The organism is Gemmata palustris (genome assembly GCF_017939745.1).
GTDB lineage: Bacteria > Planctomycetota > Planctomycetia > Gemmatales > Gemmataceae > Gemmata > Gemmata palustris.
The window spans coordinates 1,285,199-1,300,066 of record NZ_JAGKQQ010000001.1 but is presented as its reverse complement, the minus strand read 5'-3'; the positions used below and the strand labels follow the sequence as shown (position 1 = coordinate 1,300,066).

Here is a 14,868-nt window from a genome sequence, read left to right as displayed (position 1 = left end):
CTGTTCCCTACGCACTGGTTGTCGTAACGGCCGACTCAGCCGGAGGTGCAAACGCTTCGGCGTGTTCCCGGAGGAGTTGACCGGCCGCAGCGCCGTCGCCACGCTCCAGAGTCGCGAGAATCCGGGCGTAAGACGTTTCGGCCAGTTTGCGGTTAATTTCGCCCCAACCGAGGCGGATGCGCACCCAGGTCTCGAACGCCAGCGATTCCCAGAGGCGGAGAAGCGTCGCGTTCCCAGAAGCCGCGACGATCATTCTGTGGAGCGTATAAACGTGGGCCGCTTGGTCGGCGTAATCCTTTGCATCGGCCGCACGCAGAATGCACGCCACCTCCGCACGCAGCTCCTCGACCCCGCTCACGAATGCCGCGGCAGCAGTACCCGCTGCGGCTTGCTCCAACAGCCCACGAGCCGAATACGCTTCGCGGATCTCCGGTACCCCGACGATCCGTACCCGTGTTCCGCGGTGGGGAGTCGTTTCGACTAAGTGTGTTGCCTCCAATTCGCGCAGGGCCTCGCGAACAGACCCCTGGCTCGTGCCCAGTTCCCGCGCAACTTGAAGCTCGATGAGCCGTTCCCCGGGTTTGTAATGCCCTGCCAAAATGCGTTCCGTAAGGGTTCGGCGGACCTGATCCCGGACGCTCGCTTTTTTCACGGACATCGTGCGAACCTCGGAGAGTAGGTCTTTGGGTATTATTCGTCCCATGCGGGCAATCCGCCAACAAGTCGAATCGCGAATTATCAATTATCGATAATTCCTGTCAGCCCCCCTTTCTGTGTCGGTATCCCTTAAGCGAACGGGTCGGCCCGCACGCATTTCTTGGAGCGGGCCGACCGGTGCTTTCCGAGGGGCCGGCAAATGTGGATCGTCAGGCTCGCCCTTGATCGCTCGTATACGTTCGTCGTCGCGTCCATCCTCATCCTCGTGGTCGGGATGGTGGCGATCCGCAAGATGCCCGTGGACAACTTCCCGGACATCGACATCCCGGTCGTTACCGTCGTCTACCTCTACCCCGGAATGCCGCCCGACGATGTGGAGAAGCGCATCTTGCTCGTGACCGAGCGGGTGCTGACCGCGTCGGTGAACGACATCGAGCACATGGAGAGTCAGGCGTACACCGGGACCGGGGTGATTCGCATCTATTTCCAGCCGAAGGCCAAGATCGAGGCCGCGACCGCACAAGTCACTGCTACTTGCCAAACCGTTTTGAACAACATGCCACCCGGCACGACGCCGCCGTACATCGTCCGGTACAGCGCGACGAGCGTACCGGTCGCGCAAATCGCGGTGTCGAGCGACACGCTGACCGAAGCCGAACTGTACGACTTCGCGGCCAACTTCATTATTCAACGGCTCGGCACGGTCCAGGGCGCGCGGGTGCCGCAGCCTTATGGTGGTAAACCGCGCCAGATCATGGTGGACCTCCAGCCGGATCAGCTCTACGCCCGAGGACTGTCCGCGGCCGACGTTAGCGCCGCGGTGAACGCCCAGAACCTGATTCTTCCTGCCGGAACCGCGAAGATCGGCGACACCGATTTCAACATCAAGGTGAACAGCAGCCCGGAAGTGGTGGATGCGTTCAACCAGATCCCGGTCAAGACGGTTAACGGCGCCCCGGTGTACCTGCGCGACGTGGCGCAAGTCCGAGACGGTTACGCGGTCCAAACGAACGTCGTTCGGCGCGACGGTAAGCGCGCGGTACTGCTACCGATTCTCAAGAGCGAGGGGGCGTCCACGCTGGACGTCGTGGCCCGCGTTCGGGCCGCGCTACCCGGGATTCAGGCGCAACTTCCGCCGGAACTGAAGCTGGAAATTCTCTTCGACCAATCAGTGTTCGTCCGCGAGTCGGTCGATGGGGTGCTGAAGGAAGGCGCGATCGCCGCGGGCCTCACGGCGCTCCTGATCCTCGTCTTCCTCGGGTCGTGGCGCTCGACGCTCATCGTCGTGATTTCTATCCCGCTGTCGGTCCTGTGCTCGATTATCGCGATGTGGGCGGTCGGTGAAACGCTCAACGTGATGACACTCGGCGGTCTGGCGCTGGCGGTCGGCATCTTGGTGGACGACGCGACGGTCGAAATCGAGAACGTTCACCGAAACCTGGGAATGCGGAAGCCGCTGCGCGAGGCCATCCTTGACGGGGCCGCTCAAATCGCGGTACCGGCTCTCGTGTCGACGTTGGCCATCTGCATCGTGTTCGTTCCGGTCGTGTTCCTGACCGGTCCGGCCGCGTATCTGTTCGTGCCGCTCGCGCTGGCGGTCATCTTCGCCATGCTCGCGAGCTACTTCTTGTCGCGGACGCTCGTGCCGACGCTGATGCTGTTCCTGTTGGGCCGCGAGGCCGAACAGTACGCGAGCGGGCACCACGAATCGGGTGGGGTGTTCGGTCGGCTGCACGCCCGGTTCGAGCAAGCCTTCGAGATGGTGCGGCAAGCCTACCGCGGGCTGCTGGCCTGGGCGCTCGCCAACCGCGGAATCACGGTCGCGCTGATGTTGGCGTTTGCGGTCGGCTCGTTCGCACTGATACCGTTCATCGGGCGCGACTTCTTCCCCGCGGTCGATGCGGGCCAGATCCGGCTCCACGTCCGGGCACCGGTCGGCACACGCATTGAGGAAACGGAACGAATATTCGGACAGATCGAGGACGTGATCCGCGAAGAGGTGCCGGCCGAGGAACGCGACACGATCCTCGACAACATGGGCGTGTCCCCGTTCTATACGAACACCGCCTACATCAACAACGAGCTCGTGAGCGTCTACGACGGCGAGATCCTGGTGTCGCTCAAACCCGGCCACCAGCCAACGGCGGAACACATCCGCCGACTGCGGCAGGAACTACCGAAGCGGTTCCCGGGCTGCACGTTCGACTTCCTCCCGGCCGACGTGACCGGGCAGGTACTCACGTTCGGTAAGTCGGCACCGATCAATGTTCAGGTCGTGGGTGTTCGGCGCGAAGAGAACCTCGCGGTCGCGAAGCGACTTCGAGAGCGGCTCGCGCGCGTTCCGGGTGTGGTAGACGTGCGCCTGCGGCAAATCCCGGACGCACCGGAACTGCGCATCGATGTGGACCGCGTGATGGCGAGCGGGCTGAACGTGACGCAGCAGGAAGCGGCGCGGTCACTGCTCGTGTCGCTGAGTTCATCGTTCCAGGGCACGCCGAACTTCTGGGTGAGCCCCAAGAACGGCGTGAACTACCGCGTCGCGGTACAAACTCCGCAGGGGAAGATCGACTCCGTCGATGCCCTGCTCAGCACGCCGGTTACCACGACCGGCGGGATCGGCCAGCCGCAACTGTTGACCAACATGGCTTCACTGCGGCGGTCGGAATCGGCCGGGCTCATCAGCCACTACAACGTGCAAACCGTTTACGAAGTGTGCGCGACCGTACAGGACCGCGACCTCGGCGGCGCGGCGAGCGAGATCCGCACTTTGGTCGAAGAAACCCGCGGAACGCTCCCGAAGGGGAGCACGATCGCGATCCGCGGGCAGATTGAGAGCATGGACGAATCGTTCGCGGGTCTCGGTTTCGGACTGCTGTTCGCGGTCTTGCTCGTCTACATGCTGATGGTCGTCAACTTCCAGTCGTGGATCGACCCGTTCGTCATCCTCACCGCGCTCCCGGGGGCTGCCGCCGGTATCCTCTGGGCGCTTTTCGCCACGGGAACCACTGTCAGCGTCCCGGCCCTGATGGGCGGGATCATGACCGTGGGCGTGGCGACCGCGAACAGCATCCTGATGGTGACGTTCGCCAACGAGCAGCGGGCCACGGGCCTGGACGGACGAGAAGCCGCCCTCGCCGCTGGTTCGACCCGCCTGCGGCCCGTGCTCATGACCGCGATGGCGATGATCGCCGGCATGTTGCCGATGTCGCTGGGTCACGGCGAGGGCGGCGAGCAAAACGCCCCGCTCGGTCGGGCCGTCATCGGTGGGTTGACCATTGCGACCATGTACACGCTGTTCTTCGTGCCCGTTATGTACAGCCTGCTTCGCCGCCGGTCCTCGGGCGAAGCGGCGAGCAACGCCCCCCGCCCCGAAGGGAGCCAGTCATGAGCACTCCGAACCCCGCTTCGCACCCCGCGCACGCGGCCCACGAAGGCCCTGAAGCGGCTCCGGCGCGACCGTCCTTTTTGCGACTGGCTCTCCTGGCCGTACTCGCGCTCGCGGCCCTCAGCGCACTGGGGGTTGCCGGTGTACGGGCACGAAACAAGCAACTGACCGACCGTACCGAAGTCGCAGAGGCCGCGCGTTCGGACCGTCCGCGCGTCCTCACGGCGATCGCCGAACGTGCCCCGTCCCGCGTCGAGCAGGTGCTTCCCGGCACAGCGTCCCCGTTACGCGAAACGGCCGTCTACGCCCGAACGAGTGGGTACCTGCGCCGGTGGTTGGTGGACATCGGGGACCAAGTGAAAGAAGGACAGTTGCTCGCCGAGATCGAAACGCCGGAAGTGGACGCGCAATTGCTCCAGGCGCGAGCGTCCGTGACCGAGTCGATCGCGACACGGGACCGGAACCGTGCGAGCGCAGAACTCGCTCGCTTGAATTTGGTCCGCGTCCGACAAACCTTCGAGACGGGCGTCGGCTCGCGCCAGGAAATGGACGAAGCGGAGGCGGCTCTAAAGGTCGCGCAAGCCACAGTCCGCCTGTCCGAAGCCACGATCCGAGCGGGCGAAGCGAACGTCAAGCGCCTGGAAGACCTTCAGCAGTTCCAGAAAGTTATCGCGCCCTTCGGCGGGGTCATCACGGCCCGGAACTACGACTCGGGAGCGCTCGTCGTCGCCGACAGTTCGGTGGGCCGCGAAATGTTCCACCTCGCGCAGATCGACACACTGAGGGTGTTCGCGGACATTCCCCAAACGTTCGCGACCGCTGTTCATGCCGGTCAGTCAGCGCCCGTGTCTCGCCGGGAAGTTCCGGGGCGCGAGTACAAAGGGGCCGTGGCGCGGACGACGAACTCCGTGAACGTGCAGACGCGCACGCTTCGCGTAGAAGTCGATGTTCCGAACCAGGACCACGCGCTTCTGCCGGGCATGTACCTGCAGGTGAAGTTCCAGTTGGATGCACCGGTCAACGTGGTCCGCGTACCCGGGGCCGCGGTCGTCATCCGCGCCGAGGGAGCGAAGGTGGCCGTCGTCGAATCTACCGGCAAGGTCGGGTATCGGGCGGTGAAGTTGGGTCGCGACTACGGCACCGTGGTGGAAGTCACAGAGGGGTTGGTCGGCGGGGAGAAGCTCGTGGTGCGCCCGGGGGACGATCTCGCTGAAGGAACGGAAGTCGAACCCGTCGCCGCGAGTGATCGCTAACGCGGCATCTTACTCAGTACGATAAAAGCGAAGCGGGACCGAGCCAACGTTGGCTCGGTCCCGCTTCGCTTTTCGAGATCAACCCGCGCTCAATGCCGATCGCGACGAGCGCTGACCCGTCGGCCTCGCAAGCGGGCGCCGTTCAGTGATTCGATCACGTGCTCGGCCGCGTCCTCGGGCACTTCGACGATGGAGAACCGGTCGGTGATTTCGATCCCGCGGATGTCGCGGCCGGGAAGCCCCGCTTCGTTCGCGATCGCCCCGACCAAGTCGCGCGGCGCGATCCCGGCTTCGCGGCCCGCGCTAATGTAGATGCGGGCCAACCGCGGACCGGGCGAGCGCGTCTGCTGCTGGTGCGGCCCGCGTGCCCGCATTGGGGTGCGGGCCGCTTCCGGTACGGTGGTGGGGATGTCGGGTTCGTCCGGGGCGTCGCCGATCTCCGCACGGTGGGCCAACTTCAGTGCGGCCAGGGCAATGGCCGTCGGGTCGAACTCGCTGGCCAGCGATTCGACGATCCCGCGGAACCGATCGAGTTCGCCTTCCGCGATGGTCGCGCGAATCGCGTCCTTGGTTCGCTCCGCTCGGCGCGCGTGCAGGTCGGCCGCGGTGGGCACTCGCGCGAACTCGATCCGCTGACCGGTCACGCGCTCGATGGCCCGCAGTGCCGACTGCTCACGCGGCTCGGCCACGGTGAGGGCCACGCCCTCGCGTCCGGCCCGACCCACGCGCCCGATCCGGTGGACGTAAGCCTCGGTCCCGAGCGGGAGTTGGTAGTTGACGACGTGCGTGAGGTGGTCGACGTCCAGTCCGCGTGCCGCCACGTCGGTCGCCACGAGCAGGTCGGCTTGGCCCGACCGGAATAGCCGCATCACGCGGTCGCGCTGGTCCTGCGACATCCCGCCGTGCAGTGCTTCCGGGCGGTACCCGCGTGCGGCCAAGGCTTCGGTCAGTTGATCGACTTCCGAGCGCGTCTTGCAGAAGATCAGCGCGGCTTTCGGTGCTTCCACGTCGAGCACGCGACCGAGCGCGGCCAACTTGTGCGCACGCGGAACGAGGTATGCCGTCTGGCGCACGCGCGGAGCGGACCCGGCCGCGACCGGAGCGCGGGCGATCACGATTTCGACCGCGTTCGTCAGGTGGCGGCCGGCGATCGATCGGATACGGGGAGCCATCGTCGCGGAGAACAGAACCGTTTGCCGGGTCGTCGGGGTCGCGGACAGAAGTGCTTCGATGTCTTCGGCGAACCCCATGTCGAGCATTTCGTCGGCTTCGTCCAGCACCACGACCGCGACTTCGCTGAGCGTGAGCGATCCGCGGCGCAGGTGGTCGAGTGCCCGGCCCGGCGTCGCGACGACGACATCGACGCCGCGGTGCAGCGCGCGGAGTTGCACGTCCATGCCCGTGCCGCCGTAAACGGGCAGCACGCGGATACCGAGCGGCTTACCATAGCGCTCGACGGATTCCGCGACCTGCATTGCCAGTTCACGTGTGGGAACCAGAATCAAAGCGGTCGGGCGAGTGCGGGTGGCGAGGGTCGAGAGCCGGTGAAGGACCGGGAGCGCGAACGCGGCGGTTTTGCCGGTGCCCGTCGCGGCCTGTCCGATGAGGTCGCGGCCCTCAATGAGTGGCGGGATCGCTTCGCGCTGGATGGGGGTCGGCTCTTCGTAGCCGAGACCGGATAGTGCATCAACGAGGCGATTATCCAGACCCAAGTTCGCGAACCCCGACACCGTCGTGACCGTCGCCGTCGTTGCCGCTATCGTCTCGACCATATGGTCATTCCCCGGTTGTAGATCCAGCAAGCGTAATCTCTTAAAGTATGAGTTTCACTGAAAACCGGCGCCGCAAAACGCTGCGCAACACCGTTTTACCCGCAGCACGCGGGCCGAGCGATGGCTAACATTTGCTAACATTTTCCGGGCCGCTATTGTTGGCGATTTGCCGTAACGACATGCCAGTTAGCGACTTGCAAATAGTCGCTTTGGGCGTTTCGGAGGTGATTGTTAGCAGCGACTAACCCTCGGTTATTGACACCAAAACACTCACGAAATATCTCGGCAGAATGCAATCGATTGCTGTTTTGGTTGCAGTAGGCATTGTACCAGAAAGCCAAGAGAAATTGGTGTCAGATTCCACTTCCCAGATGATTTTTCTGCATTTTCTTTGTGGTGAACACGCTTCAGGAGTTCGCAAGAGCGTTTCACCGCAGAGGGCACAGAGAGCGCGGAGAAAGGCCGAAAGGATTCGTTTTCAATCCGGCCTTTCTCCGCGCTCTCTGTGCCCTCTGCGGTGAAACGCTCTTAACGAGAGTTACCCCTACCAAAGGAGCGCGGGAACAGCGATCCGCGAGATGCGTGTGCGCGGCAAGAAATCACGACGCCTTCCGCGCGACGAGCGAGACGAGGCGCAGCCACACGACAGGCGGTTCCTGTTCGGCTGCGGCCAGGAGCAACGGCGCTTCCGCGCGCCCGCCCCGCTCCACGCGCACGCGCTGGCCGGGCGACAACCCGAGCCGCTCCCAGTCGTCGGCCGACACGCGGACCCGCAACTCGTCCGCGTCCGCGAGGACGTATGCGTATACCGTCACGCCGTTCAACCCGACTTGCCCGACCATAATCAGCGCCCCCAGTTCCCGGTCCCGAGCGCATAGAGTGCCAGTCGGGACCACGAACCGCAAGCGGCAGACCCGTGCGCTGCACACGCCAATTTCACGGCGCGCTGGCGCCACCCCGACAGTCTGCGTCGCCGGAACAGACGGAACACAAATCGGCTTGAGTGCTTGTCGCGTGAACCGCGGAATTTTTCTTCCAATCCGCGGTTTCGGTGTCAACTAAGTAGCGGATACGGATCGCACCAGTGCCACACCCAAAAGTTCGGGTGCCTTGTCCGCTTTGCTGTAAAGATGCGGACGAGGCACCCGCGCGCCCGGGAACCGGCTGCGATCCTCCTCTTCCCCACAAGGGCTCCTGTTATGGCAGTGGACGCCGACTACGGATCGGTCTCGCCCGCAGAGCCGGACGAAGCCGACCACCCGACCCCGGACAAGAACCGACTGTTCCTCCGGTTGTTTCTCCAGAACCAGCGCCGCCTGTACGCCTACGTCCTCACGCTGCTCCCGAACCGTGCGGACGCGGACGACGTGCTGCAGGAAACCAGCCTCACGATGTGGGACAAGTTCGATGCGACCGAGCCCCCGACGGAGTTCCTGGCGTGGGCGCGCCGGGTCGCGTACCACAAGGTGCTCGACTTCAACAAGAAGTCGAACCGCGCGCAGGCCCGTTTGAGTCAGATCTTTCTGAAGCGCATCGCCGAAACCGCGGCCGGGCAAGCGGATGCGCTGAAACTCGACGAACGCCGGGACGCACTCGCGACATGTATCGAAAAGCTCCCGGGCACGGACCGCGATCTCCTCACGCGACGGTTCGCCGACGGCGCGACCACGCAATCCACATCGGAACAAGTCGGGCGCTCCGTGGACGCGGTGTACAAGGCACTGGCCAAGGTCCGCGAAGCGCTCATGCAGTGCGTCCAGAAGACGCTCACCCAGGAGGGCCGCGCGTGACCCCCGAATCTGACGTTATTGCGGAGCTACAGCCGCTCCTCGACGCCCTCTGCGAAGAGACGATCAGCCCGGAGCAGCTCCACCGGCTGGAAGAACTCGTCCTCATGCACCCCGAGGCCGAGGAGCATTACATCCGGTTCATGAGCTTCTTCGCGGACCTCATCGGCCACGTGGCCGGTCTCCCCGAACCCCGCGCGCTCCCCCAGGCGCCGCCCGAATCCCCAGCGCCTGGCCCGAAGCCGGCGCCCGTTCCGCGTGCGCCGGCCGAAGTGCCATCCGCGCGCGTTTCACCTAATTCCTCACCCAAACAGCAGGAGAACGTCATGCGCCGCCCACGTTCCCGCAGGTTGGTGGTCTGGCTGGCCGTCGTCGGCACGCTCGGCACACTGGCCGGATCGCAGTATTACGGCTGGTATTCGCGCTCACGCGAGGTCGCCGACAAGCAGCTCGCGCTCCAGGCCCAACTCGACGAGGTCGCGCGCGTCGAGGTCGAAAAAGCGGAAGCCATAAGGGAATCGCGGAAGCACATGGATGCCGCACTCGCGGCGGAAGCCGCGCTCACGGCCCAGTATCAGGCGGCCTACGAGAGCGCCCGCAAAGCGATCGAGGACAAGGATTTCGTCGTCCGGCTGACCGGCCCCGCGCACATTCAGCCCGGTGCGCCGAACAAGTGGCAGATCGAAACGCTGCGGCACGGCGCGATCGGTCGGCCACAAAAGATGGACGTCGTGGTGAAGGACGCGAAGGACCAGGAACTCTTGCGTCAAACGCACGACAAGCCCGTCGGCGCCACGACGCTCGAGCTCCCGGTCGCGTTCTGGGAGAAGGTGAAGCCCGGCTCCGATCTCTTCCTCGAAGTGACCGCATTCACCGACGACCGCAAGAGCGTATTGGCCGAACGGTTGCCGCTCGCGCGCCCGGTATTCGTCACGCACCTCGTCACGGACAAGCCGCTCTACAAGCCGGGCGAAACGATCCGGTTCCGCTCGCTCACGCTGGATCGCTCCACGCTCCGCCCGCCGGGAACGGACCTGCACCTGAAGTTCCGACTGCGCGACCCGGGCGACGCCGTCACCGCGCTCGACGAGGGCAACGGCCGACTACTCCAAGACATTCGCCCCGTCCTGGGACCGGATAACAAGCCGCTCCGCGGAATCGGGGTCGGCGAACACACGCTGGCATCGGACGCGCCTGGCGGTGAATACAAGCTCGATCTCTTCGAGGCAAGCGCCGAAACGGGCAAAGAAGTGCTCCTCGAAACGCGCAAGTTCATTGTGAACCGGTACGTCCCGGATACGTTCGAGAAGAAACTGGAGTTCGATGGCAAGTCATACGGTCCCAACGAGTTCGTGCAGGCGCGGATCGATGTTTCGCGCACCGCCGGCGGACCGATGAAGAACGCGACCGCCAACGTCGTCGCCTCAACGGACCGCTCGGCCTTCTTCCAACAACCGGATTCGCGCTTCATCACCGATGCGAGCGGAACGAAGGTCTTCCTGGACGTGCGCTTTAAGCTCCCGGCTGAAGTCTTCGAGAAGGTCACTCCGGGCGCGGCCCCCGCAGCCACTCTGAGCGTGAACATTCGCGACGGCAGCGATTCTGAAACGATCGTCCGACCGATTCCGCTCGTAACGAAGAACCTCCGCGTCGAGTTCTTCCCCGAAGGTGGGGACATGGTCGAAGGCGTGCCCGGTCGCGTGTACTTCATGGTCCGCACGCCCGCCCCAAGCGCTAAACCTGCCGATCTCAAAGGTATCATCACCGACGGCACAAATACGCTTGCAGAAGTGAGCACGCTCACGGACCCCGAGAACCCGGGCGTCAATCGCGGGCACGGCGTCTTCACGCTGACGCCGAAAGCGGGAACGAATTACTTCCTCAAGCTCACGTCGCCCAGCGGCATCACCGCGCCGACCAAGGACGGGTTTCCGCTGCCCGAAGTGAAGCCCGACGGTGTGGCGCTCACCGCACTCGATGCCGTGACCGAAAAGGGCGGCACGATCCGCGTGCAACTGCAAACCGCTCGCGGGCCGAAGACGGTACACGTGGGCGCGTATGTCCGTGAGCGGCTCATCGCGCAACAGAAGGTCACCCTGAATGCGAACAAACCCACAGAAGTCTGGCTCAAGAGCGACGACACCGCGGGCGGTGTCACGCGCGTCACCGTGTTCGAGGAACGAGCCGATGATGCCGGCCAAACGACGCTCGTTCCCCGATCCGAACGGCTCGTCTTCCGCGGTCCCGGTGAGCGCCTCGTTCTGAGCGCGAACCCGGAGCGAGCCCGGTACACGCCCAGCGGCAAAGTTCGTCTTGATCTGTCCGCGACTACAGAAAAGGGCACGCCAACTCCCGCGGTGCTGATGGTGGGCGTGGTAAACCGCAGCGTTATCACGATGGCGGACAACAAGAACGATCGCCTGCTCCCCACACACTTCCTGTTGTCGGGCGAGGTGAAGAACTCGGCCGAACTCGAGCACGCGGACTTCCTGCTCACGGACCACCCGAAAGCGGCCGTAGCTCTTGACCTGCTCCTGGGCACGCAGGGCTGGCGCCGGTTCGCCGAACAGGACGTGCCGCCTCCTCAACCGGTGGACCGAACGGACGTGAACACGATGCTGGTCGCGCACGGTCAGCGCCCGACTGCACCGCTCCAGTTACTCGAACTCGAAAAGCAGCGCGTGAACGCGGAATTCATGCCGCAAATGGAAACGGCCCGCATCCGAACGGCCACGACCGAAACACAGTGGAGCGCGATCCCCGCAACGCTGACTCAGAAGCTAGCGGACGCCCAGGCGCACGTTTCGGCGGCCCAGGCACTGAAGACCGAGGCGCAAGGCGCACTATCGGCCTACAAGGAACGGTACGAACGGTTCGGTGCGGCGCTGCTGCCGCTGCTGATCGCCGCGCTGGTTGCGATCGTGATCTTCATTGTGGTCTCGCGCCTGATGTCCGCGACCGCAACGAAACCGGCCGGGCGCCTGCGCCCGTACATCGCGGGCATCACCACGCTGGCTATTTGCGGAGTGCTGGTGTCGCTGTCAAGCAACATGGGTTCCAACGCGAACTCGACGTTCTCCTTCGTCGGCAGCTCGATCAAGCCTCCGGGTGGCATGGTCGACCAAACCGTCTCAGGACCAGTGCCACGGATTGAGGCTGTGCAAGGAGGCCGAGGAACACGAACACCTAGACCGGTAGACGATTCCGGTTCGATGCCCGACTTAGACACACCTTTACGTCCCCCCGGTGCTCCGGCGGGACCGAAAGCCGCGCCCCCAGGCTTACCCGCTGTGGGGATGCCTGCGACCGGCGGAGCCCCCCCGGGGTCAGGCGGCAAGCCTTCCCCGCGCCTCGGGAATGGCAGGAACGGCATTCCCTCGAAAGGTGGGATGTTTGCCAACGACGGCACTAGCCGTGATCGAGGTAGCGTGGACTACGACGCCCGCGTCGCCGTCGCTGCCGCCGCACTCCGACGTAGCGCAAAACTAGGGAGTGAAGGATTCAATCACAAAAGCGACGGTCGTAGGTCGGCTCTGCCCGTGATTATGCCGTTCATGGTGCGTGAGTACGCCCACGAGCGAGACCCGCAACTGGGTGAAGTGCGTTCGGATTTCACGGAAACCGTGTACTGGCACCCGGTTCTGGTGCTGCCCGAGAACGGCAAGTCCACGATCGAGTTCCAGCTTTCGGACGACATCGCGCGGTACCAGGTGCTCGTCGCCGGGCACACGCTCGACGGGCGCATTGGGGCAATTACCACGACCATCGAAGCGCGCAAGCCGTTCAGCCTCGATCCCAAACTGCCGCTAGAAATTTCGCACACGGACACGGTGGAGACACCGATCCGCGTGACCAACGACAGCGACGTGGCACGGAGCGTGACGTTCAACACGACGGCCACCGGGTTCAAGACCAAAGGGCCGCTCCAGGAGACGATCGAACTCTCACCGAATGCGAAGGGCCGCAAGCTCCTGCGCCTGAACGCGGATCAACTCCAGGGCGACGCGAGCCTACTGATTGAGGGCCGGAGCACGGGCGGCGACCCGGACATCATCAAGCGGTCAATCCGCGTCGTGCCCGATGGCTTCCCGCGTGTCGGCTCGGTCAGCGACATGCTGGAGAAGGGCCGCGCGCGCGGGAGCATCACGCTGCCCAAGGACGTGGTGCCGGGCTCGCTCCAGGTGCGGCTCGAAATGTACCCGACGTCAATGGCCGATCTCGTGAAGGGCCTGGACGGGTTGCTCCGCGAACCTTACGGGTGCTTCGAGCAGACCTCGACCACGAACTACCCGAACGCGCTGATCCTCGACTACATGAACCAGACGAACCAAACCAACCCGGCGGCCGCTGCAAAGGCGAAGGGGTTGCTCGATAAGGGGTACGGCCGACTGACTTCGTTCGAGTGCCCGGACACCCCCGAGCGGACGAAGCACGGCTTCGAGTGGTTCGGGGCCGCGGACCGGCAACACGAGGCGCTCACCGCTTACGGGTTGCTCCAGTTCAAGGACATGGCCCGGGTTCACCCGGTCGACCCGGTGCTGATCCAACGGACACAAGCGTACCTGCTCTCTCGGCGCGACGGGAAAGGCGGCTTCAAGCGCGGACCGGACGGGCACAGCTTCGGCTCCGCCCCCAAGCACACGGTGGACGCCTACATCGTCTGGGCACTCGTCGAGAGCGACCCGGACGACCAAGAGAAGCTGGACCTCAAGACTGAAATCGCCACGCTGAAGGCCGAGGCGCTCAACGAGAACTCGGTCGGCGGTAAGGATGCGTACTTCGTTGCGCTGGTCGCGAACGTGATGCTCCAGCGCGGCGACCGCGAAACCGCCCACAAACTGCTCGACCGACTGAAGGAAAAGCACCTCAAGAACGGCGGGGTTACTGGAGCGGTGACGAGCATCACCCGGTCCGGCGGGCGCGATCTGGAGATCGAAGTGACTGCCCTGGCACTCCTCGGCTGGCTGCGGACCAACGACCCGGCCTACGGCACGGCGATCAAGGACGCCACGAAGTGGATCGCGCAACAGCGCGGTGGGTACGGCGGGTTCGGCTCGACGCAATCGACCGTCATGGCGCTCAAAGCGCTCGCACTCTTCGCGAAGAAGAACGCGCACCCGGCGGAGAGCGGCGAACTGAGTGTGCGCGTGGGCGACAACGTGGTCAGCGCGCGCCAGTTTACCGAAAAAGACGTTGAGGTAATCGCCCTCGACATCCCGAACTCGGAAGCGGTCTTCAAGCTCGGGAGTAAGACCGAACTGGAAGTCGTCACGACCGCGAAGCAACCGTACCCGTTCGCTCTGAGCTACACCTACACGACGCTGACCCCGCTGAGCGCGGAGAAGTGCGCGGTGCAGATCTCCACGAAGCTGGCCAAAGCCGAAGCCACCGAGGGCGATACGGTTCCGCTCGCGGTGACCCTGGAGAACCGCCAGAAGCAAGGACAGGGGATGACGATGGCGATCGTCGGCATCCCGGCCGGGATGAAAGTCCCGACCGACATGAAGCAACTGACCGACCTGCGCGAAAAGGGCCAGATCAGTTACTTCGAGACCCGTGACCGCGAACTGATCCTCTACTGGCGCGAACTGGCGCCGGAACAGAAGATCGCGCTATCGGTAGACTTGGTGTGCGACGTTCCCGGCACGTACCGCGGCCCTGCAAGCCGCGGGTACCTGTACTACGACGCGGACCACAAGCACTGGGTCGAACCGCTGTCGATCAAGATCGCCCCGATGCCCGGTAACGAGTGACAGGCGTTCGCGATGTGTCTTAAGTGTAGTCCGCTCGCTCCGCGAGCGGGGCATTTGGTCTTTGGTTTGGTGGCACGTGCCTCTGGGCTGTGTAGCGCCTCCACAGGCCAGAGCCCCGTGCCACGAGCAGAAAGCACAGGCTTTCAACACAGTGTCAGCGGGGCAACCGCTCGCGGAGCGAGCGGACTACACTCAAGAACCAGTTTGTTGCGATCCGCCCACACCGGGTATAGCTTTGTCATCGTTTGGGGCAGCTTTTGT

8 protein-coding genes are annotated in these 14,868 nt (G+C 64.3%); 4 read left to right on the top strand and 4 right to left on the bottom strand.

Translation table 11 applies throughout. The features are described 5' to 3' along the window. Positions 1 to 7: 7 nt before the first annotated feature. Positions 8 to 658, bottom strand: coding sequence for a GntR family transcriptional regulator (locus tag J8F10_RS05215; protein ID WP_210652801.1), 651 nt, complete (start codon positions 656 to 658; stop codon positions 8 to 10). 198 nt (positions 659 to 856) lie between these two features. On the opposite strand from J8F10_RS05215, the gene J8F10_RS05210 reads away from it, so the two are divergent. Continuing rightward, complete coding sequence (locus J8F10_RS05210) at positions 857 to 4,045, top strand: efflux RND transporter permease subunit (protein WP_210652800.1); 3,189 nt, start codon at positions 857 to 859, stop codon at positions 4,043 to 4,045. Next, positions 4,042 to 5,295 carry an efflux RND transporter periplasmic adaptor subunit gene (locus J8F10_RS05205; protein ID WP_210652799.1) on the top strand — a complete coding sequence of 418 codons (1,254 nt, stop codon included), beginning with the start codon at positions 4,042 to 4,044 and terminating at the stop codon, positions 5,293 to 5,295. Before J8F10_RS05210 ends, J8F10_RS05205 begins: the two co-directional genes overlap by 4 nt. Before the next feature lie 89 nt (positions 5,296 to 5,384). Here J8F10_RS05205 and J8F10_RS05200 read toward each other — a convergent pair whose 3' ends face one another. The 3 genes from J8F10_RS05200 to J8F10_RS40610 all read right to left on the bottom strand — a co-directional run bounded on the left by J8F10_RS05200 (position 5,385) and on the right by J8F10_RS40610 (position 8,058). Next, entirely contained in the window at positions 5,385 to 7,067 is a 1,683-nt protein-coding gene (locus J8F10_RS05200; protein WP_210652798.1) for a DEAD/DEAH box helicase, read from the bottom strand. A gap of 599 nt (positions 7,068 to 7,666) precedes the next feature. Further along, complete coding sequence (locus J8F10_RS05195; protein WP_210652797.1) at positions 7,667 to 7,909, bottom strand: hypothetical protein; 243 nt, start codon at positions 7,907 to 7,909, stop codon at positions 7,667 to 7,669. 2 nt (positions 7,910 to 7,911) lie between these two features. Beyond that, complete coding sequence (locus J8F10_RS40610) at positions 7,912 to 8,058, bottom strand: DUF6862 domain-containing protein (RefSeq protein WP_390891094.1); 147 nt, start codon at positions 8,056 to 8,058, stop codon at positions 7,912 to 7,914. A 208-nt stretch (positions 8,059 to 8,266) separates the two neighbouring features. Here J8F10_RS40610 and J8F10_RS05190 point away from each other — a divergent pair, with 208 nt between their 5' ends. Both J8F10_RS05190 and J8F10_RS40235 read left to right on the top strand, forming a co-directional pair. After that, positions 8,267 to 8,857: a sigma-70 family RNA polymerase sigma factor gene (locus J8F10_RS05190; RefSeq protein ID WP_210652796.1), complete on the top strand. Its 591-nt coding sequence runs from the start codon at positions 8,267 to 8,269 to the stop codon at positions 8,855 to 8,857. Next, positions 8,854 to 14,607: an alpha-2-macroglobulin family protein gene (locus J8F10_RS40235; protein ID WP_210652795.1), complete on the top strand. Its 5,754-nt coding sequence runs from the start codon at positions 8,854 to 8,856 to the stop codon at positions 14,605 to 14,607. Before J8F10_RS05190 ends, J8F10_RS40235 begins: the two co-directional genes overlap by 4 nt. Positions 14,608 to 14,868 lie beyond the last annotated feature (261 nt).